At 72.3% G+C, this 20,701-nt stretch carries 13 protein-coding genes and 2 pseudogenes; 8 read left to right on the forward strand and 7 right to left on the reverse strand.

Annotated features, from left to right (window positions below; all coding sequences use genetic code 11):
- Nucleotides 1-55 precede the first annotated feature (55 nt).
- The 4 genes and pseudogenes from ACFWOG_RS23305 to ACFWOG_RS23320 all read right to left on the reverse strand — a co-directional run bounded on the left by ACFWOG_RS23305 (nucleotide 56) and on the right by ACFWOG_RS23320 (nucleotide 5,965).
- Complete coding sequence (locus ACFWOG_RS23305; protein ID WP_380360731.1) at nucleotides 56-946, reverse strand: metal-dependent hydrolase; 891 nt, start codon at nucleotides 944-946, stop codon at nucleotides 56-58.
- Nucleotides 947-1,143: 197 nt separating this feature from the next.
- Nucleotides 1,144-2,091: a YIP1 family protein gene (locus tag ACFWOG_RS23310; RefSeq protein WP_329884889.1), complete on the reverse strand. Its 948-nt coding sequence runs from the start codon at nucleotides 2,089-2,091 to the stop codon at nucleotides 1,144-1,146.
- Between the two features lie 247 nt (nucleotides 2,092-2,338).
- A pseudogene (locus ACFWOG_RS23315) lies at nucleotides 2,339-3,412 on the reverse strand (sugar phosphate nucleotidyltransferase); the annotation flags it as partial.
- Nucleotides 3,413-3,745: 333 nt separating this feature from the next.
- A complete protein-coding gene (locus ACFWOG_RS23320) occupies nucleotides 3,746-5,965 on the reverse strand; it encodes a (Fe-S)-binding protein (RefSeq protein WP_329948344.1) in 2,220 nt (739 codons plus the stop codon).
- 332 nt (nucleotides 5,966-6,297) lie between these two features.
- On the opposite strand from ACFWOG_RS23320, the gene dnaK reads away from it, so the two are divergent.
- From dnaK to ACFWOG_RS23345, 5 genes are all read left to right on the forward strand, one after another.
- Entirely contained in the window at nucleotides 6,298-8,136 is a 1,839-nt protein-coding gene (gene dnaK, locus ACFWOG_RS23325; protein WP_329884887.1) for a molecular chaperone DnaK, read from the forward strand.
- Entirely contained in the window at nucleotides 8,133-8,777 is a 645-nt protein-coding gene (gene grpE, locus ACFWOG_RS23330) for a nucleotide exchange factor GrpE (protein WP_329884886.1), read from the forward strand. Before dnaK ends, grpE begins: the two co-directional genes overlap by 4 nt.
- A gap of 143 nt (nucleotides 8,778-8,920) precedes the next feature.
- Nucleotides 8,921-10,072, forward strand: coding sequence for a molecular chaperone DnaJ (dnaJ, locus tag ACFWOG_RS23335; RefSeq protein ID WP_329884885.1), 1,152 nt, complete (start codon nucleotides 8,921-8,923; stop codon nucleotides 10,070-10,072).
- 7 nt (nucleotides 10,073-10,079) lie between these two features.
- A complete protein-coding gene (locus ACFWOG_RS23340) occupies nucleotides 10,080-10,601 on the forward strand; it encodes a heat shock protein transcriptional repressor HspR (RefSeq protein WP_329884884.1) in 522 nt (173 codons plus the stop codon).
- Between the two features lie 198 nt (nucleotides 10,602-10,799).
- Nucleotides 10,800-11,831 (forward strand): hypothetical protein, encoded by a 1,032-nt coding sequence (locus ACFWOG_RS23345; RefSeq protein ID WP_380360735.1) that lies wholly within the window; start codon nucleotides 10,800-10,802, stop codon nucleotides 11,829-11,831.
- Between the two features lie 45 nt (nucleotides 11,832-11,876).
- Here the strand turns inward: ACFWOG_RS23345 and ACFWOG_RS23350 are convergent, their stop codons facing one another.
- The gene (locus ACFWOG_RS23350) at nucleotides 11,877-12,011 is read right to left on the reverse strand and encodes a hypothetical protein (RefSeq protein WP_329884882.1); all 135 of its coding nucleotides are present in this window, start codon (nucleotides 12,009-12,011) and stop codon (nucleotides 11,877-11,879) included.
- Between the two features lie 413 nt (nucleotides 12,012-12,424).
- Between ACFWOG_RS23350 and ACFWOG_RS23355 the strand changes: the two genes are divergently transcribed.
- A complete protein-coding gene (locus ACFWOG_RS23355; RefSeq protein WP_329884881.1) occupies nucleotides 12,425-13,051 on the forward strand; it encodes a hypothetical protein in 627 nt (208 codons plus the stop codon).
- Between the two features lie 547 nt (nucleotides 13,052-13,598).
- Here the strand turns inward: ACFWOG_RS23355 and ACFWOG_RS23360 are convergent.
- Entirely contained in the window at nucleotides 13,599-14,642 is a 1,044-nt protein-coding gene (locus ACFWOG_RS23360) for a LuxR C-terminal-related transcriptional regulator (protein WP_329948346.1), read from the reverse strand.
- An 884-nt stretch (nucleotides 14,643-15,526) separates the two neighbouring features.
- On the reverse strand, nucleotides 15,527-16,663 hold the full coding sequence (locus ACFWOG_RS23365) for a TDT family transporter (protein WP_380360736.1): 1,137 nt from the start codon (nucleotides 16,661-16,663) through the stop codon (nucleotides 15,527-15,529).
- Between the two features lie 71 nt (nucleotides 16,664-16,734).
- Here ACFWOG_RS23365 and ACFWOG_RS23370 point away from each other — a divergent pair.
- Nucleotides 16,735-17,631: pseudogene (locus ACFWOG_RS23370) on the forward strand (LysR family transcriptional regulator); the annotation flags it as partial.
- A 273-nt stretch (nucleotides 17,632-17,904) separates the two neighbouring features.
- Entirely contained in the window at nucleotides 17,905-20,511 is a 2,607-nt protein-coding gene (clpB, locus tag ACFWOG_RS23375; protein ID WP_380360738.1) for an ATP-dependent chaperone ClpB, read from the forward strand.
- The last annotated feature ends 190 nt before the right edge of the window (nucleotides 20,512-20,701 follow it).

Raw genomic sequence — 20,701 nt, forward strand, 5'->3', positions numbered from 1 at the left:
CCGGGGCGACCGCCCACGGGCGTTCACGGGTGTTCCGCAGGTGCGGCGCCGGCGCTCAGGCGCGCTTCGGGCGGGTGACGGCGACCAGCTCGCCGCCGTCCACGGAGAGCCGCAGCTCGGTGCGGAGCTCGGTCAGCTCACCGAGGTGGTGCAGGTGGGTACCGCCGCAGGCGATCCGCGCCGGGCCCTCGGGCAGCTCGCAGTGCCACTGCCGGCGCGCGGTGAGCTCCGGGCCGGGGACGTCGATGCGGACCGGGGCGTCGGCGGCGACCCAGGCGGCCAGCCGCCGGTTGACGGCCTCGGTGAGCGCGGGAAGCGCGTCGGCGAGCGCGGGGTGGTCCTCGGTGGCCTCCGCGGTGAAGCCCTTCTTGCGGAGCGACTTGCCGAGCCGGTACGTGTCGGTGCTCGCCTCGGTGTCCATCACGGAGCCGGCCATGGCGAGGCTGTCGAAGTCCGGGTGGCCGAAGGCGTCGGAGCGGCCCGGGTCCTTGCGCCAGCGCGGGGCGAGCGCCTCGTTCAGGGCGAGGGCCAGCAGGTGGCAGCCGCTGTGGGAGGCGCAGAGGGCGCCGCGGCGCTCGGCGTCGACGGCGAGCGTGACGGTCCGGCCGACGATGTCGCCCGGGTCGGCCGCCAGGACGTGCAGGACCAGCCAGGACCACTCCTCGTCACCGCGCCGGACCGGGATGTCGGCGCCGACCAGCAGCTCGCCGCCCTCGGGACCGACGGCTCCGGTGAGGCAGTCGACGACGGCCAGCCCGGTGCCGTCGACGGTCAGGGTGCCGAGGTCGGCCGGCTGGTCGGGCCAGGTGTGGTCGAGCGGGTGGAACGGGGTCGCCCCGGTGACGACGGCGTACCGGCCGCCGTCCAGCGGGTGCACCGCGAGCACCGTCGACTCGCCGGTCACCGCCCCGGCCGGGAAGCTGACGTGGGTGGTGGGGAGGGTCATGCCTGGCTCCGTGCGGGTGAGGGTGGACGCAGTACGCGGACATGCGGACGGGCCCCGAGACGGGGCCCGTCGACCATTCTCCCCCGGCCGGAGGACGCCGGGAGAGGCCGGGAAGGAGGCGGAGAACCGGAGGGAGCCGGGGGAACCGGCGAGAAGGACGGCTCGGATCGGGGCGGCGGGTCCTCGGCCCGGGGGCCTCAGCCCAGGGTCGGCAGCTTGATCAGCACCAGCAGCGCCAGCAGTTGCAGCGCCCCCGCGCCGGCCGCCTTGCCCCACGGCAGGTCGTGCAGCCGCCGGACCATGGTGGTCAGCAGGACGGCGCAGAGCAGCCAGGTGGCCCAGCCGACGACCTGCACCACGATGTTGTCGGCCGGCAGCGCGAGGGCGAGCAGCAGCCGGGGCGCGTCGGTGGTCCAGCCGATCAGCACGGCGAGGCCGACCGTCGACTTCCAGGGGCCGTCCCCGCCGAACTGGCGGGCCAGCGCGTACGTCACCGCGCCCAGCATGCCGCCGGCCAGGGTGAAGCCGACCGCCGCCGCGAGCAGCGAGGTGAGCGCCACGGTGAAGGTCGAGTTGACCACGTCGTCGCGGGTCATCCCGAGGCCGAGCACGGCGAGGGCGCCGTACAGCAGCGAGACGGTGACGGCGGGCAGCCAGACCTGGTGGTCCCGGGTGCGGTCGAAGGTCGCGGTGGGGGTGCGGAAGAGGCCGATCAGCAGCTCGCGCCAGTTCGGCCGCGGCCCGGCGGCGTGCGGCGCGGACTGGCCGCCGGCGCGGTAGACGGCGACGTTGTCCTGACCGTATGGCTGCTCGTCCGGGTAGCCCTGCGACTGCCCGTACTGTTCCTGCCCGTACGGGGGCGCCTGGTACGGCTGCCCGTGCTCGTCGTAGTAGTACGGCTCGCCCGCGTACGGGTCGCTGCCGGTCGGGAACGCCCGGGTGTGACCCGGCTGGTTCGCCGCGTACGGATCGTGCGGGCCCTGCGGGGCGTACGGGCCCTGCTGCGGAGCTCCCTGCGGGCCGGTGAAGTACTCCGGTCCGTCGGTCGGCCCGTGCCCCCCGGGCGCCGCCTGCTGCTGCGGAGGCGCCGACCACCCGCCACGGGGGTCGGCGCCCTGACCGCTGTCGTATCGATTGCCAGCCACGCTCCGAAGGTACCCGCCCGACCGGCTCCGTGGCGGCCGGGCACCGGACCGGGTCCGGTTTGCAGCGAGCCTGTGACGCCCGCACGGCCTGCGGGGACCAGCGAGGCGCCCGGGACCACCGGGACCACCGGGTCGGGCGGGACCACCGGGTCGGGCGGCCGGGACGGAACGCCTAGCGCTGCGCGGTGACCTTCGGCCCGTGCACCGCGGCCGCGGCGGCGGTGCCCGCCGGGCAGCCGCCGGGACCGGCCGAGGTGCGGACGGCGCCGGACGGCAGCAGGGTGCCGCAGGCGATCCGGATGCCGTTCGGAAGCTCGTTGTCGGGCTCGACGATCGCGCCGTCTCCGATCACCGCGCCGTCCAGCGCGGTCCGCTCGCCGACCGTGGCGTAGGCGCCCACGATCGAGTCCTTGACCAGGGTGTCCGCCCCGATGAGCGCGCCGGGCAGGATCACGCTGCCCTCGACGATCGCACCGGACTCGACGACCGCGCCCTCGGAGACCACGGTGCCGCCGCTCAGCACGGCGCCCCGCTGGACGGTGGCGCCGGGCAGCAGCAGGGCGTCGCCGGTCGGGCCGGGCACGGCCGGCGAGTCGACCTTGCCGAGCACGAGGTCGGCCGAGCCGCGGACGAAGGCGGCCGGGGTGCCGAGGTCGAGCCAGTAGGAGGTGTCCACGACGCCGCGCAGCAGCGCGCCGGTGGCCAGCAGCTCCGGGAAGGTCTCGCGCTCGACGGAGACCTCGCGGCCGGCCGGGATGCGGTCGATGACGGAGCGGGTGAAGACGTAGCAGCCGGCGTTGATCTGGTCGGTGACGATCTGCTCGGGCGTCTCCGGCTTCTCCAGGAACTCCAGGACCCGGCCGTGCTCGTCGGTCGGGACGAGTCCGAAGGCGCGCGGGTCCTCGACCCGGGTGAGGTGCAGCGTGACGTCGGCCCCGGCGGCCACGTGGCCGTCGCGCAGGGCGGCGATGTCGACCCCGGAGAGGATGTCGCCGTTGAAGACCAGGACCGGTTCGTCGGGGCCGCAGGTCAGCCCGGTGGCGGCGTTGCGGATGGCTCCGCCGGTGCCGAGCGGCTCGCGTTCGGTCAGGTAGACCAGTTCGATGCCGTACGGGGTGCCGTCCTGGAAGTGGTCCTCGAAGACCTCGGCCAGGTAGGAGGTCGCGAGCACCACGCGGGTGACCCCGGCCGCTGCCGCGCGGGCCAGCTGGTGCGCGATGAACGGGACGCCTGCCACGGGCAGCATGGGCTTGGGGGTGTGGGTGGTCAGCGGACGCAGTCGCGTGCCCTTACCACCGACCAGCATGATCGCCTCGGTCATGGTCTGCGCTGTTCCCCTTGTGGTCTCTGCGGCCCGGCCCGGCGGGCCGATACCTCCGTCGGTGGTCAGAAATGCCGTTCCGGGAGCCGGAACGGATCGACCGGCACGAGGGCCGGTCCGGCGCCTACTGTATTTCCTTCTGACAGGGACGCCGTCCGGTGGTCCGGTGGTTGGCGCCCCGCCCGAGGGATTCGCACCCGAAAAGCCCGGCCCGGCGGGCGCACGTGGCACTCGCCGGGCCGGGCGGTTGTTGCAGAACTGTCGAACAACTGGGCGGCGGAGTGGCCGGGTTCGACCCGTCACCGCCCCGTCACCGCCCCGTCACCGCCTCGTTCAGGCGTCGACGGTCTCGGTTTCGGCCTCGGCCGGCGGGGCCGCCTTGACCGAGTCGAGCAGCAGCTGGGCGACGTCGACGACCTTCAGGTGTTCCTTCGCCGCGCCCTCGTTCTTCTTGCCGTTCACGGAGTCGGAGAGCATGACGAGGCAGAAGGGGCAGGCGGTGGAGACGATGTCCGGGTTGAGCGAGAGGGCCTCGTCCACGCGCTCGGTGTTGATCCGCTTGCCGATGCGCTCCTCCATCCACATCCGCGCGCCGCCGGCGCCGCAGCAGAAGCCGCGCTCCTTGTGGCGGTGCATCTCCTGCTGGCGCAGGCCCGGGACCTTGTCCATGATCTCGCGCGGCGGGCTGTAGACCTTGTTGTGGCGGCCCAGGTAGCAGGGGTCGTGGTAGGTGATCAGGCCCTCGACCGGGTTGACCGGGACGAGCTTGCCCTCGTCGATCAGGTGCTGCAGCAGCTGGGTGTGGTGGATGACCTCGAAGTGGCCGCCCAGCTGCGGGTACTCGTTGGCGATGGTGTTGAAGCAGTGCGGGCAGGTCGCCACGATCCGCTTGACCGGGGCGTCCTCCAGCGCGGCGTTCAGCGTCTCGACGTTCTGCGCGCCGAGCATCTGGAAGAGGAACTCGTTGCCGAGGCGGCGGGCGGAGTCACCGGTGCAGGACTCCTCCTTGCCGAGGATGGCGAACTGCACGCCGGCGGTGTGCAGCAGCTCCGCGAAGGCCTTGGTGGTCTTCTTGGCGCGGTCCTCCAGGGCGCCGGCGCAGCCGACCCAGTAGAGGTACTCGACCTCGGCGGGGTCGATGTCCTCACCGATCACCGGCACCTCGATGCCGGTCTCCTTCTTGAGCTCCTTGACCCAGTCCAGGCGGGCCTTGGTGGCCATGCCCCACGGGTTGCCCTTGTTCTCCAGGTTCTTGAGCATCGCCCCGGCCTCGGTCGGGAACGAGGACTCGATCATCACCTGGTAGCGGCGCATGTCGACGATGTGGTCGATGTGCTCGATGTCCACCGGGCACTGCTCGACGCAGGCGCCGCAGGTGGTGCAGGACCACAGCACGTCGGGGTCGATGACCCCGTTCTCCTCCGCGGTGCCGATCAGCGGGCGCTCGGCCTCGGCCAGCGCGGCGGCGGGGACGCCGGCGAGCTGCTCGGCGGTCGCCCGCTCCTCGCCCTCCATGTCCTTGCCGCCGCCGGCGAGCAGGTACGGCGCCTTGGCGAAGGCGTGCTCCCGCAGGCTCATGATCAGCAGCTTGGGCGAGAGCGGCTTGCCGGTGTTCCAGGCCGGGCACTGCGACTGGCAGCGCCCGCACTCGGTGCAGGTGGAGAAGTCGAGGATGCCCTTCCAGGAGAAGTGCTCGACCTGGGAGACGCCGAAGACGGCGTCGTCGGCCGGGTCCTCGAAGTCGATCGGCTGCCCGCCGCTGGCCATCGGACGCAGCTCGCCGAGGGCGACGTCGCCGTCCTCCTCGCGCTTGAAGTAGATGTTGAAGAACGCGAGGAAGCGGTGCCAGGCGACGCCCATCGAGGGGTTGACGCCGATGGTGATGGCCCAGGCGAAGGAGGTGCAGATCTTCAGCATCGCGAAGACGTAGACCAGGTTCTCCAGGGTGCCGTGCGACAGGCCCTTGAAGGCCAGCACCAGCGGGTAGGAGATCAGGTACTTCGCCTCGTACGAGCCCACGTGCTCCAGCGCGCCCTCCAGGCCGCGCAGGATCATGATGCACAGGCCGATGCCGAGGATCGTGTACTCGACGTAGAAGGCCTGCCAGGCGATCGAGCCGGCGAAGCGCGACTTGCGGCCCGCCCGGCCCGGCAGGCTGAGCAGGCGGATCACGATGAGGGTGGCGATGCCGAGGGTGGTGAAGGTGCCGACCAGCTCGGTGAAGAGCTCGTACGGCAGCCAGCCGCCGAGCACCGGCAGCACGAACTCGGCGTCGAACAGCTGGAAGAAGGCGGTCAGCAGGGTCAGGCCGAGCGTGAAGAAGCCGACCGCGACGAACCAGTGGGCGACGCCGACGACGCCCCAGCGGTTCATCCGGGTGTGGCCGACGAACTCGACCGCCACGGTCTTCGCGCGCAGGGCGGGCTGCCCGAACCGGGTCGGGTCCGGCTGACCGGTCCGCACCACCTTGTAGATGTACAGCGCCGCACGGGCGGCGAGCGCGGTGCCGACCACGAACGTGACCAGCGAGATGACGATCGCTGCTAGCTGCATCGGCTCTCCGTCTCCTGCGGCTTTCTGGGGGTGCTGGGGTGCTGGGGGTACAGACTCTCGCGGTGATTGTACTCGCCGGTAACTTGCAGGGCCGACGGGCCGGACATTACCGCTCGTCAACACTTCTCCTGAAGATGCTCAAGGTATGGCGGCAGTCACGTAAGTGCACCCTGCCATCGCCGTCCGGGCGCCACAGGGCCGCTCGCCGCTCCGATCTCCGCATTTCCGGCTCAGCAAAGTTGAGCGCTCCGGACTCATAGCTGTTGACGCCCCCCGCCTCGTCGTGCATCCTTGAGCCTGTAAAGCTCAACTCTTCCGTGGAGGTATCTACGATGGCACGCGCGGTCGGCATCGACCTCGGCACGACGAACTCGGTCGTCAGCGTTCTGGAGGGTGGCGAGCCCACCGTCATCACGAACGCCGAGGGCGCTCGGACCACGCCGTCCGTCGTCGCCTTCGCGAAGAACGGCGAGGTGCTCGTCGGCGAGGTGGCCAAGCGTCAGGCGGTCACCAACGTGGACCGCACCATTCGCTCGGTCAAGCGTCACATGGGCACCAGCTGGAAGATCGGCCTGGACGGCAAGGACTTCAACCCCCAGCAGATCAGCGCCTTCATCCTGCAGAAGCTGAAGCGGGACGCCGAGTCCTACCTGGGCGAGACGGTCACCGACGCCGTCATCACCGTCCCGGCGTACTTCTCCGACTCGGAGCGCCAGGCCACCAAGGAGGCCGGTGAGATCGCGGGCCTCAACGTCCTGCGCATCGTCAACGAGCCGACCGCGGCCGCCCTGGCCTACGGCCTGGACAAGGACGACCAGACCATCCTGGTCTTCGACCTCGGCGGCGGCACCTTCGACGTCTCGCTGCTGGAGATCGGCGACGGGGTCGTCGAGGTGAAGGCCACCAACGGTGACAACCACCTCGGCGGTGACGACTGGGACCAGAAGGTCGTCGACCACCTGGTGAAGGTCTTCCAGGCCGGCCACGGTGTCGACCTGTCCAAGGACAAGATGGCCCTGCAGCGCCTGCGCGAGGCCTCCGAGAAGGCCAAGATCGAGCTGTCCTCGTCCTCCGAGACCTCGATCAACCTGCCCTACATCACGGCCTCCGCCGAGGGCCCGCTGCACCTGGACGAGAAGCTCACCCGCGCCCAGTTCCAGCAGCTGACCTCGGACCTGCTGGAGCGCTGCAAGGTCCCGTTCCACAACGTGATCAAGGACGCGGGCATCGCCCTCTCCGAGATCGACCACGTGGTCCTCGTCGGCGGCTCGACCCGCATGCCGGCCGTCGCCGAGCTCGTCCGCGAGCTGACCGGCGGCAAGGACGCGAACAAGGGCGTCAACCCGGACGAGGTCGTCGCCATCGGCGCCTCGCTCCAGGCCGGTGTCCTCAAGGGCGAGGTCAAGGACGTCCTGCTGCTCGACGTCACCCCGCTGTCCCTCGGCATCGAGACCAAGGGCGGCATCATGACCAAGCTGATCGAGCGCAACACCACGATCCCGACCAAGCGCTCCGAGATCTTCACCACGGCCGAGGACAACCAGCCGTCCGTGCAGATCCAGGTCTACCAGGGCGAGCGCGAGATCGCCGCGTACAACAAGAAGCTCGGCATGTTCGAGCTGACCGGCCTGCCGCCGGCCCCCCGTGGCCTGCCCCAGATCGAGGTCACCTTCGACATCGACGCCAACGGCATCATGCACGTCGGTGCCAAGGACCTCGGCACCGGCAAGGAGCAGAAGATGACCGTCACCGGCGGCTCCGCGCTGCCGAAGGACGACATCGAGCGCATGATGCGCGAGGCCGAGCAGTACGCGGAGGAGGACCACAAGCGCCGCGAGTCCGTGGAGACCCGCAACCAGGCCGAGCAGCTCGTCTACTCGACCGAGAAGTTCATCGCCGACAACGCCGACAAGCTGCCGGCCGACGTCAAGACCGAGGTCGAGACCGCCATCGGCGAGCTCAAGGAAGCCCTCAAGGGCGAGGACATCGCGAAGATCCGCGAGGCCTCCGAGAAGGTGTCCACCACCGCGCAGAAGCTCGGCCAGGCGCTGTACGCCAACGCCGACGCCGCCGGCGCCGCCCCGGCCGGTGACGCCGCCGGTGCCAAGGACGACGACGTCGTCGACGCCGAGATCGTGGACGACGAGAAGCCCAAGGGCGGTGCGGCATGACGGAGAAGCCGCAGGGTGCTGAGCCCGGCGACGACTCCGCCGCCGAGGAGGCCGTGATCAAGGCTGCCGAGGAGGCTGCCGCGGGCGGTGCCGATTCGACCGCCGGCGCGACCGGCGAACCGGACGACCTCGCCACGGCCAAGCGCGAGCTGGCCGAGCGGACGGCCGACCTCCAGCGCCTCCAGGCCGAGTACCAGAACTACCGGAAGCGGGTCGAGCGCGACCGACTGACGGTCCGTGAGATCGCCGTCTCCAACATCCTGGAGTCGCTGATCCCGGTCCTGGACGACATCGGCCGGGCCCGTGACCACGGCGAGGTGACCGGCGGCTTCAAGTCCGTCGCCGAGTCGCTGGAGACCGTCGTCGCCAAGCTGGGCCTGCAGCAGTTCGGCAAGGAGGGCGAGCCCTTCGACCCGACCATGCACGAGGCGCTGATGCACAGCTACTCGTCGGAGGTCACCGAGGACACCTGCGTCCAGATCCTCCAGCCCGGTTACCGGATCGGCGAGCGGATCATCCGCCCGGCGATGGTCGCGGTCGCGGAGCCCCAGCCGGGCACCCAGACCACGTCCGGCCCGGACACCGACACCGCCAAGGGCGGGGAGAAGAAGGACCAGGCCGACGGTGGCCCGGACAGCTGACCACCGGTGACGGCTGACAACCTGTGCGCTGCGGAGTCGTACGCCGGCCAGTACGGCGGCCGGCTCCGCAGCGCACTGTCGACGGGCCACGGCCGGCCCGTTGACAGCTCTGTGACGATGGACCTCGGGAGGTGGCGCCAGCCATGAGCGGCAAGGACTACGTGGAGAAGGACTACTACAAGGTCCTCGGCGTGCCCAAGGACGCCACCGCCACCGAGATCAAGAAGACCTACCGCAAGCTGGCCCGCGAGTTCCACCCCGACGCGAACAAGGGTGACACGGCGGCCGAGGAGCGGTTCAAGGACATCTCCGAGGCGTACGACGTCCTCTCCGACGAGAAGCGCCGCAAGGAGTACGACGAGGCCCGCAGCCTCTTCGCCAACGGCGGCTTCCGCGCCGGCGGCCCCGGTAACGGCAACTACAGCTTCGACTTCGGCGACCTGTTCAGCGGCAACCAGGCCGGCAACAGCGGTGGCCTCGGCGACGTCTTCGGCGGCCTGTTCAACCGCGGCGGCGCCCGGCAGGCCCAGCCCCGGCGCGGCGCCGACGTCGAGACCGAGGTGACGCTCTCCTTCGAGGAGGCCGTCGACGGCGCCACCGTCCCGCTCCGGATGACCAGTCAGGCCCCCTGCCGCCACTGCAACGGCACCGGTGCCAAGGCCGGCACCACCCCCCGGGTCTGCCCGACCTGCGTCGGTTCCGGCACGGTCAGCCGCGGCCAGGGCGCCTTCGCCCTCTCCGAGCCCTGCCGGGACTGCCGCGGCCGCGGCATGATCGTCGACGACCCGTGCACCGACTGCCACGGCAGCGGCCGGGCCAGCTCCGCCCGCACCATGCAGGTCCGGATCCCGGCCGGTGTCCAGGACGCCCAGCGGATCCGCCTCAAGGGCAAGGGCGCGCAGGGCGAACGCGGCGGCCAGCCCGGCGACCTCTACGTCACCGTGCACGTCGACCCGCACCCCGTCTTCGGACGGAAGGCCGACAACCTGACCGTGACCGTCCCGGTCACCTTCCCCGAAGCCGCGTTGGGGGGCACCATCGAGGTGCCGACCCTCAACGGCCCCTCGGTGAAGCTCAAACTCCCCCCGGGCAGTGCCAACGGCCTCACCCTGCGGGCCCGCGGCAAGGGCGCCACCCGCAAGGACGGCACCCGGGGCGACCTCCTGGTCACCGTGGAGGTCGTGGTGCCCCAGCACGTCACCGGCGACGCGCTGGCCGCTCTGGAGCAGTACCGCGAGGCCACCGCCTCCGACGACCCGCGAGCCGCCCTGTTCCGAGCGGCGAAGGGAGCGTGACGACCAGATGACCCCCGACAGCACCGGCCACGGCCCGATCGGCCCCGGCATCGGCGAGGGACTGCCCGGCGGCGGCCCCCCGCGCGCGCGCCGGGCCGTTCCGCAGCCCCAGTACGTCCTCACCGAGGACACCCCGGTCTACGTGATCTCGGTGGCCGCCGAGCTCTCCGGCCTGCACCCGCAGACCCTCCGCCAGTACGACCGCCTCGGCCTGGTCTGCCCCGACCGCACCGCCGGCCGCGGGCGCCGCTACTCGGCGCGCGACATCCAGCAGCTGCGCGACGTCCAGCGGCTCTCCCAGGACGAGGGCATCAACCTCGCCGGCATCAAGCGGATCATCGAGCTGGAGAACCAGGTCACCGCCCTCCAGTCCCGGATCGCCGAGCTCACCGACTCCCTCGAAGGCGCGGCCACCGCCCTCCAGCAGCGCGAGGCCACCATCCACGCCTCCTACCGCCGCGACCTCGTCCCCTACCAGCCCCCGACCCCGCACTCCAGCGCCCTGGTCGTCTGGCGTCCCAAGCGCTGACCCGGCCACGACGGTCGCCGCCGCCGGTTCCCTCTGGTTGGGGGGTGCCGGCGGTGCTTGCGTGGTGAGAGAGTGCTTTCTGCAGGCGAGAGCGGATCAAGAGCGCCGATGCCGGTTCGCGGAGGCTCTGGCTAAGATCCCCATCGAAGCCGGCGAACCGGCCTCACTCAGCTCTATCCGAACACCAGGGAGCCGCAGATGAGCGAGACGGCCGAGCCCGGACTCACCTCAGGCGGCCTCGGTGTCCTCTCGGACGGCGCTCGCAAGCTCTACCTCCACGTCCTGCACTCCCACGGCCGCCTCGTACCCGCGAGCCAGGAGGCCACCGACCTCAGGTTCCTCCAGGAGCTTCTCGACATCGGCCTGCTGGTGCCGGACACGGACGAGCCGGACGTGCTCGTCGCCGTGGACCCCCAGCAGCTCTCGTCCGGGCTCATCGCCTCCTGGCAGCGCAAAGCACTCGACCTGCTCTCCCGGGCCGAGGCACTTCCGATCGATTTGAAGGAACTGTCCGAGGCCTTCCACACGCCGAAGCAGACCGGCGGCAGCATCGAGTACGTCCGTGGAAAAGTACTGATCAATCAAAGACTCGGGCAGTTGACCACGAGTTGCACCGAGGAGTTCCTCGCCGCACAACCGGGTGGTCCCCGCCCCCCGGAGGCACTCGCCGGCAGCCGCGACCGTGATTTGGCTCTTCTCCAGAGAGGCGCCACGTTTCGGACCATTTACCACCCCAGTACGCGTTACCACCCCGCCACCAGGGACTACGTCCTCGCCATCACGGACGCCGGGGGGCAGGTCCGCACCCTGGACGAGCCGTACACCCGGCTCATAGTCGTGGACCGCCGCACCGCCATCATTCCCATCGCGGACGACCTGAATGTGGCCGCGTTCATACACGACCGCGCGATCATCAGCTATCTGGTCTCCGACATCTTCGAGCGCAACTGGAACCGCGCTCTCGATTTCGACGGCGCCCGCGCGGTGCCGCAGGAGGTCATCTCACGCCTGCGGCAGACGATCATCGATCTGCTGCTGAAAGGCACCAGTCACCGCGTGATTGCCCGAAGCCTGGGCATCAGCGAACGCACGCTGGCGCGTCACATAGCGGACATGCGTGAGGACTACCGGGTGGATTCGCTGTTCCAGCTCGGGTACATGCTGGCCCGGACCACCCAGAGCGGGCACCCCGAAGAACGCCTCCGGGAACACGACCCGTCAACCGACTGACCGCCCGGGGCCCCTGACGGCCCGCCCGGGCGTCACGTGCCGAACTCAGGTCCAGTTGCTGTCGTTCGCGGTGAGGGCCAGCGTGACCAGGGCCGGAGCGTCGGCGGGCACGGAGTTGGCGGTACGCGGCGCCGGCTGGTGGCCGGAAGCCGCCGACGTGACCTGGCTGCTCGCGGTCAATACCGCTATAACAGCAACGACCGAAGCCGCAGTGATGCGAACGTGTCGGCGCAGGCGAAGCATTGCGATCACGCCTTCCTGAGTTAGTCGCGGGTATCGAGCAATGGGAACAGCTACGCAGCCGCCCACATAATGCCCCAGCTCGAACGCACGCGCCACATCCCCCCTCCACAGAGGTGCGTCATCTCCATGCCAGGCAGACAGATGACACCGCGAAGCAGTGGACTCCACCGCCCCGAACGATGGACGATCAGTTCGCTCCCGATGGTCCCGGCAAGCTCACCACACTTGCCGATGTACCTTCAATTCACCATTCGACTTAGCTCCCCCGAGCGAAGTCCGCAGCCTCGCCGATCAGAACCCCTAACCCTGCCGGACCTGGTGAACCCGGTCAGCCACTCCCCGGAGTCGACATGACTGAGCCCTACCTGCGTCACCACGACAGCCAGGCCCTCGAGGGCCGGCGTGCACGAGTCTTCCTGGCCGCGCCGCTCATGCGGTTGACCGGGCCGGCGGACAGTGTGGTGACCCTCGCCAGCCGGACGCGGCTGACCACCCTCCGCACCACCCTCCTCCGCAGTGGCGCCGCCGTGTACAGCGCCCACCACAGTGACGCCTGGACCGTCGCCGGGCGCGCCCCCGAGCCGCGCGTGCCGTCGGACTTCCGCGCGCTGCAGTCCGCCGACCTCGTCTTCGCCTACGTCGGCGCACCGCTGTCGGCCGGGGTCAGCCTGGAGCTGGGCTGGGCGTCGGCGCTGCGCAAGCCGATCGTGCTCCTCGTCGACGAGGCCATCACCCACAACCCGCTGATCGCCACCATCGAGCAGGTCGCCCCCGTCCTGCCGCTGGTCTTCGACGACACCTGGTCCCAGGAGGCCCTCCACCACACCGTGGAGACCGCCCTCGACTGGGCCGGCATGGCGCTCTCCCTGCGCGAGGGCTTCTGGACCGCCCCCGGCGAGCAGTTCACCGTCCCCCGTCAGCAGCCCCCCGCCGTCGGCCCGACCGGCTACTGGCCCACCGGCGCGGCCACCGGCTGATCCCGTCCGGGCTCCCCCGCCCGGGCTCCCCCACCTGCCGGCCCCCGCCGGCCCCGAAGGAACAGCGTCTCCGCGTCGTACCGCCCCGGACCGGGCACCGCGGGACCCCTCATCCGCCGGCCGAGCCGGAAGAGCCCCTCCACGTCGGGGAGTTCGCGCGGCGGACGAGGTGACCGACCCCATGACGCCTCAGCAGGCCGCGTTCGAGGAGCGGACGGAACGCCCCGGTGTCCCCCTCCCGCGACGCGGCGGCGCGGATCCGGCCACCGTCCCCCGGCGGCGCCGGACAGCGCGCGTGGGCGGCCCCGTCCGGCAGCGGGACGCCGTGTTCGTCCGTCGTCCTCGCCGCGCGTCCGCCGGCCGAGCCGGACCAGGCCCCGCACGACGGGGCGGCCAGTGCGGGCGACCGCGATCAGCTCCTCCCCGCACTCGCAGAGCAGCTCGACAGAGCGACTCGGCAGAGCGACTCGGCCGGGCGGTCAGGCAGCGCGGTCAGGCAGCGCAGCGCAGAGCGGCCGGGTAACGGGTGCGAACGGCGCCGTCGGGCTCATCCGTCGTCACGGCCGCCCCGCATCAGCCAACCGAGCTGGAACAGGGTCTGCGCCCCGTACCGGTCGCGGAGGCGGGCGATGTGCGCGGCCACGGTCCGCTCGCTCAGGCCGAGGCGGGTGGCGACCGCACGCTGGGTCAGACCGCGGGCCAGCAGGCGGCCGACGCGGTCGGACGCGTTGTGGGGGTTGCGGGCCGGGCCGTCGGCGAGCGCGGCGGTCCAGTCGGTCGCGTCGGCGCGGGCCCAGTCGCGCTCGAAGGCGTTGACGATGAAGGCGATCGCGGCGCGGTCGGTGATGAAGGCGGCGGTGCTGTGGTCGTCACTGGCGGAGATCACCGCGACCGAGCGGTCGAAGATCATCAGCCGCTGGAACGGCTCGTCGAGGGTCCGGATCAGCGAACCGTGCCGGGTGACCTCCTCGGCGTAGGCCAGGGCGGCGGGTTCGGAGACCGCGACGGGCTGGTAGATGGTCCGCAGGGTGCAGCCGCGCTGCAGGAGCTGGACGTCCTGGACCAGGGCGCCCTGGAGGGCGTCGGCGGGCCGGTGGCCGGGCTGGGCGGTGAGGACCTCGGTGCGGCAGTCGGAGACCAGCTGGGAGATCCGGTGCCGGATGTGGGTGTGGCCCTCGATGTAGACGGCGCCGCCGGAGCGCTCGGGCGGCCGGGGCATCGCGTCGTAGGCGCGGGTGAGGCCGTCGAGGGTGCCGGGCAGGTTCTCGGCGCGGACGAGGAGGCGGGTGGCCTCGCTGCGGAGCTCGGCGCCGAGGCGGTCGCTGACCGAGCGCGGGCTGACGGCCGTGTAGCAGGCGTCCATCGGGTTGGGCATCAGCAGACCGATGGAGACGAGCTGGCGCAGGGCGCGCCGGTCCGGTTCGGGGACGTCCGCGACGGGGATCCGGCCGCCGTCGGCCAGGATGGCGAGGTAGAGCCGGCGGGCGGCCTCGTCGGGCTCGCCGCCGGACGCGGCCGGGCCGGTGGCGGCGCCCCCTCCGGCGCCGGCGCCCGGAGCGGTCGTCGGATCCGCCGTCCCCTCGACCGTCACGTCGAACGCTCCCTGCCGGATGTCTCGCGGATGTGTGCGCCCTCGCACGCCGTGCGCACTCGTCACACACGTTCGCCGGGCGTGATCACGGTACTGGGAGCCGGCGGGCCCCCGGACTCCGGGTGCCGTCGCACACGGGCCAGGGGGGCCGCCGGTCCACGCCACGGTCGCGGCGCTTCCGGCGAGGCGGAGCAGCAACGCCTCGCCGGCTCCGGTCCCGGGGGCCATCACCACACATGGCGTCCCGGCCGGCGCTCTTCCCCCCGATATGCAGGTACGTGCGGACGTACCGGACGCATCCAGTAATGAAGAGCAAGTCGCCGTCATCGGGCTGCGGTTGCCCGGTCGACGTGACGTGACTCCACCCTCACAGCGTGACGGCCGGTGAACAAGTGCCGCCCGACTGCATGTTCTCGCAATTGCAGGAACCTGCATCGTCGGCGTGGCGCGACGTCCGCCGCGGCGCCCTGGCGTATCGCGAACGTGCAGGTCAGGGCGGTGGGACGGCGGAGTCCGACCCTCCGGTCATTCGGAACCGAACGACCGCGTTCCGTTCCCCGCGGCCTACGCGCCGCTCCCCCCGTGCCTCCCCGGCCCCCGGTCCGAGCCCGTTCGGGCACCGTCCGGGTACCGTTCGGGCCGCCCGTACCGGACCGTACCGGAGTCACCCGGGGCCGGGAAGCCGCGGGAAGGCGCGGCGCCGCAGAGCCCCGGCCGCCCGGATCCGGGCCGTCCGCCAGGACGGGTGGCACCGGAGGACGCCCCCCCCGGGACGGACGGTCCCGACCGAGCCGACGACAGCCTCCCGCCGGACCACCACGCCACCACACGAGACGCCTTGACGCATCGTCAGGCCTATGTCGAGCACCGGTGCCGGCCCCGGCTCAGCGGGCCAGCAGCCGGCCACCTGCCAACCCGGCGGCGGTGCCGCCCGCGGCGAGGGCCCAGGAGGCCATCAGCAGGACGAACAGGGCGGTGGCGAGTCCGGTGAACCCGGGGAAGCCGGTGTGCCGGGCGAGGGCGGCGGCGCCGGTGACGCAGGTGCCGACCGGGAAGGTGAACGCCCACCACGTCATCGCGAACGACATGCCGGCCCGCCGGGCACGGAGGTTGGCGGCGACGGCGAGCGCCAGCCAGAGCATCGCCACGCCGAGCACCGCCACCCCGTACAGCTCGGCGAGGGCGAGCGCGACGGGGGCGATCGTCGGGGTCACCGGGCGTGCGGCATCGGCGAGTTGGTGCACCGCGGTGGTGGACTGGCCGAGCGGGCCGAGCACCAGGAAGAGCGACGGGGTGAGCGCCAGGGCGGGCAGCTTGCTGTGCACGAGACCGGTGAGCACCACCGGCAGCAGCGCCAGGGTGGCGAGCAGGCCGATCCCGAACAGCGCGCAGCAGGTGTACAGCAGCGCCTGCTGGGCGGTGCCGGCGGGCAGGTGCGGGATCAGCGCGGGACCGGCGGCGGAGGCGACCAGCGGAGCCACCACCGGCAGCAGCCAGGTCGGGTTGGCCTCCAACGGGGAGACCGTGTGCCGGGTGATCATCAGGTACGGGATGCCGGCCGCGACCAGCAGCGCGTACCCGGTGCCCACCGTCCAGAGCACGGCGTCGAGCGCGACGGCCGGGCCGGTCCCGATGACGCGGGAGCCGAGCGTCAGGGTCCCGAGCCCGACCGAGATCAGCGCCATCGGCGGACAGCCGTAGAAGACGGCGGTGGCCGGGTTGTCCAGCAGCTGGGCGCGGGCGGCGTCCCGGTGACGGGTGAGGTGGACCAGCCGGGCGGACCCGAGCACCAGCAGACCGGCCAGCCCGAGCGCCCACATCACCTCGCCGAACCCGATCAGGCCGGGCAGCCGGACCGGGAGGGCGGCCGCACCGTTGCCGACGATCGCGGTGCCCATGACCGCCGCGTACCAGTTCGGCCCGAGCTGTGCGAGGTCGAGCCGGCGGGCGCGGTCGGACGGGCGCAGACGGGGGCGAGGGCGGGGGCGGGGGTGCGTGCGGGGGCTGATCAGGGTGGCCATGGCATCAACCGTCTCCCGGTACGACCCCGGCCGGTAGCGCCGAACGCTCTATGAGGGCATAGCCTGAACCTATGGCCCTCTCCCCGCGCGTCCCCGAACTCGGTGCGCTGGAGCTGCTGCTCGCAGTGGCCCGGCTCGGCAGCGTCGGCCGGGCCGCGGCCGAACTCGGGGTGAGCCAGCCGACCGCCAGCGCGCGGATCAAGGGCATGGAGCGGCTGATCGGCGTCCCGCTGCTGGACCGCTCCCCGCGCGGCTCCCGGCCGACCGAGGCCGGTCGGCTGGTGGTCGAGTGGGCCCGGCAGGTGGTGGAGGCCGCGCAGGCACTGGACGCCGGGATCGACGCGCTCCGCGAGCGCCGGGACGCCCGGCTGACCGTGGTGGCCAGCCTGACCGTCGCCGAGTACCTGATGCCCGGGTGGCTGCTGGCGCTGCACGAGGCGAGCCCGGGGACCGCCGTGACGCTGCGCACCGCGAACTCCGCGGACGTGGCCGGGCACGTGCTGGCCGGGGACGCGGACCTCGGCTTCGTCGAGGGCCCCTCCGCTCCGCCCGGACTGGCCGGCGCGGTGGTGGCGGCCGACCGGCTCGTCGTCGTGGTCTCGCCGGGCCACCCCTGGGCGCGCCGCCGCTCCCCCCTGACCCCGGCGGAGCTGGCGGCGACGCCGCTGGTGCTGCGCGAGCCCGGCTCGGGGACCCGGGAGGTGCTGGAGATGGCGCTGGCGCCGTACGGGGGCGCGGCCCGGCCGCGGCTGGAGCTGGCCTCGTCGACGGCGCTGAAGGCGGCGGCGATGACCGGCGCGGGGCCGGTCTGCCTGAGCGAGCTGGCGGTGGTGGAGGAGCTGGCGACCCGGCGGCTGGTGGAGGTGCCGCTGGCGGAGGGGCTGGACCTGCGACGGCCGCTGCGGGCGGTCTGGCCGGCCGGCCGGCGGCCGAGCGGGCCGGCCCGGGAGCTGCTGACGCTGACCCGGCGGACGGCGGCCCCGAGGCGGGCGACCGGGGCGCGGCGGTCGGCGGCCCGGACGGCGGAGGCCGGGGCTCCGGGGATCCGGCCCGCGGGCGGCGGCGCGCCGGGGGCCCGGGCCGCGGAGAACGGCGCCGCGGGGAACCGGGCCGCGGGGGCCCGGAGACCCGCCCCGCACGGGCGCCCCGACCGTTCATCTGAAAGTTGAGCGGAATAGACTCAACTTAGTGCATGCTGTAGAGAGCAGAACCAACGCACGACAAGGGAGGACACCCCAGCAGTGGACGCCAGCAAGTTCACCACCAAGACGCAGGACGCCCTGTCCGCCGCGATCCGGCAGGCCGGGGGCGCGGGGAACCCGGACGTCAAGCCGGTGCACATCCTGATCGCGCTGCTGGAACAGCCCGAGGGCATCGCCAGGCCGCTGCTGGAGGCGGTCGGCGCCGACGTGTCGCGGGTCGAGGCCGAGGCCCGCCGCCTGCTGACCGGGCTGCCCAGCGCGATGGGCTCGACCGTCGCCGCGCCCCAACTGGCCCGCGACACCCTGGCGGTGCTGACCGAGGCCGGCCGGCGCGCCGACGACCTCGACGACCAGTACGTCTCCACCGAGCACCTGCTGGTCGGCCTGGCCGCCGAGGGCGGGCCGGTCGCCGAGCTGCTGGTGCAGCAGGGCGCCTCCGCCAAGGCCCTGCTGGCCGCGTTCAAGGACGTCCGGGGCAGCGGCCGGGTCACCTCGCCGGACCCGGAGGGTACCTACAAGGCACTGGAGAAGTACGGCACCGACCTCACCCAGGCCGCCCGGGACGGCAAGCTCGACCCGGTGATCGGCCGGGACCAGGAGATCCGCCGGGTGGTCCAGGTGCTCTCCCGCCGGACCAAGAACAACCCCGTGCTGATCGGCGAGCCCGGCGTCGGCAAGACCGCCGTCGTCGAGGGCCTGGCCCAGCGGATCGTGGCCGGCGACGTGCCGGAGTCGCTGCGCGGCAAGCGCCTGGTCTCGCTGGACCTCAGCGCGATGGTGGCCGGCGCCAAGTACCGCGGCGAGTTCGAGGAGCGGCTGAAGGCCGTCCTCAACGACATCAAGCAGAGCGACGGCCAGGTCGTCACCTTCATCGACGAGCTGCACACCATGGTCGGCGCGGGCGCCGGCGGCGACTCCGCGATGGACGCCGGCAACATGCTCAAGCCGATGCTGGCCCGCGGCGAGCTGCGGATGGTCGGCGCCACCACCCTCGACGAGTACCGGGAGCGGATCGAGAAGGACCCGGCCCTGGAGCGCCGGTTCCAGCAGGTGCTGGTCGGCGAACCCAGCGTCGAGGACTCGATCGCCATCCTGCGCGGCCTCAAGGGCCGGTACGAGGCGCACCACAAGGTGCAGATCGCGGACGCCGCGCTGGTCGCCGCGGCGACGCTCTCCCACCGGTACATCACCTCCCGGTTCCTCCCCGACAAGGCGATCGACCTGGTCGACGAGGCCGCCTCCCGACTGCGGATGGAGATCGACTCCTCGCCGGTCGAGATCGACGAACTCCAGCGCTCCGTCGACCGGTTGCGCATGGAGGAGCTGGCGCTGGAGAAGGAGTCGGACCCGGCCTCGGTCGACCGGCTGGCCCGGCTGCGCCGCGATCTCGCCGACAAGAACGAGCAGTTGAGCGTGCTCACGGCCCGGTGGGAGCAGGAGAAGAAGAGCCTCAACCGGGTCGGCGAGCTCAAGGAGCAGCTGGACGACCTGCACGGCGCGCTCGAACGCGCCCAGCGGGACGGCGACTTCGAACGCGCCTCCAAGCTGATGTACGCCGAGATCCCGGCCGCGGAGAAGGAGCTCACCGACGCCCAGGAGCGCGCCGCCGCCCAGGACGGCTCCGCCTCGATGGTCAAGGAGGAGGTCGGCCCGGACGACGTGGCCGACGTGGTCGCCTCCTGGACGGGCATCCCGGCCGGCCGGCTGCTGGAGGGCGAGAGCGCCAAACTCCTGCGCATGGAGGAGGAGTTGGGCCGCCGCCTGATCGGCCAGACAGAGGCCGTGCAGGCCGTCTCGGACGCGGTCCGGCGGACCCGCTCGGGCATCGCCGACCCGGACCGCCCGACCGGCTCCTTCCTCTTCCTCGGCCCGACCGGCGTCGGCAAGACCGAACTCGCCAAGGCCCTTGCCGACTTCCTCTTCGACGACCAGCGGGCCATGGTCCGCATCGACATGAGCGAGTACGGCGAGAAGCACTCCGTCTCCCGCCTGGTCGGCGCGCCGCCCGGGTACATCGGCTACGAGGAGGGCGGCCAGCTCACCGAGGCGGTCCGCCGCCGGCCGTACAGCGTGGTGCTGCTGGACGAGGTGGAGAAGGCCCACCCCGAGGTCTTCGACGTCCTGCTCCAGGTGCTGGACGACGGCCGGCTCACCGACGGCCAGGGCCGCACGGTGGACTTCCGCAACGCGATCCTGATCCTCACCTCCAACCTGGGCAGCCAGTTCCTGGTGGACCCGGCCACCCCGGAGGAGCGGAAGAAGGACCTCGTCCTGGACTCCGTCCGGGCCGCCTTCAAGCCGGAGTTCCTCAACCGGCTCGACGACATCGTGGTCTTCGACCCGCTCGGCACCGCCGAGCTGAGCAGGATCGTCGACCTCCAGGTGGCCGCGCTCGGTGCCCGGCTGCGCGAACGGCGGCTCACCCTGGAGGTCTCCGCGGCGGCCCGCGACTGGCTCGCGCTCACCGGCTACGACCCGGCGTACGGCGCGCGGCCGCTGCGCCGGCTGGTGCAGTCGGCGATCGGCGACCAGTTGGCCAGGGCGATCCTGGCCGGCCAGGTGCACGACGGCGACACCGTCCTGGTCGACCGGGACGACGACACCGACCGCCTCACCGTCCGGGCCCGCGGACCACTGGAGAAGTAGCGCCGGCGGACCTCGTCGGACCCGGTCAGCGGGGCCCGCCACCCCCGGTGACCTGCCGCGCGCACCCCCGGTGACCGGGTCCGGTCACCGGGGGTGCGCCATGATCCGGCCATGCCCGGCCGGAGCGCGGTCTCCCCTGTGAGGCAGGGCCCCGATGAGGCAGGATGGGAGGTGGAAGGGCGGCCTCTCA

This window comes from Kitasatospora sp. NPDC058406, from assembly GCF_042722765.1.
In the GTDB taxonomy this organism is placed as follows: domain Bacteria; phylum Actinomycetota; class Actinomycetes; order Streptomycetales; family Streptomycetaceae; genus Kitasatospora.

Excerpts from the sequence above, each read along its gene's own strand:
- ACFWOG_RS23305 (WP_380360731.1), bottom strand. The coding sequence starts at position 946 with ATGACCCTCCCCACCACCCACGTCAGCTTCCCGGCCGGGGCGGTGACC.
- ACFWOG_RS23320 (WP_329948344.1), bottom strand. The coding sequence starts at position 5,965 with ATGCAGCTAGCAGCGATCGTCATCTCGCTGGTCACGTTCGTGGTCGGC.
- dnaK (WP_329884887.1), top strand. The coding sequence starts at position 6,298 with ATGGCACGCGCGGTCGGCATCGACCTCGGCACGACGAACTCGGTCGTC.
- grpE (WP_329884886.1), top strand. The coding sequence starts at position 8,133 with ATGACGGAGAAGCCGCAGGGTGCTGAGCCCGGCGACGACTCCGCCGCC.
- dnaJ (WP_329884885.1), top strand. The coding sequence starts at position 8,921 with ATGAGCGGCAAGGACTACGTGGAGAAGGACTACTACAAGGTCCTCGGC.
- ACFWOG_RS23340 (WP_329884884.1), top strand. The coding sequence starts at position 10,080 with ATGACCCCCGACAGCACCGGCCACGGCCCGATCGGCCCCGGCATCGGC.
- ACFWOG_RS23345 (WP_380360735.1), top strand. The coding sequence starts at position 10,800 with ATGAGCGAGACGGCCGAGCCCGGACTCACCTCAGGCGGCCTCGGTGTC.
- ACFWOG_RS23355 (WP_329884881.1), top strand. The coding sequence starts at position 12,425 with ATGACTGAGCCCTACCTGCGTCACCACGACAGCCAGGCCCTCGAGGGC.
- ACFWOG_RS23365 (WP_380360736.1), bottom strand. The coding sequence starts at position 16,663 with ATGGCCACCCTGATCAGCCCCCGCACGCACCCCCGCCCCCGCCCTCGC.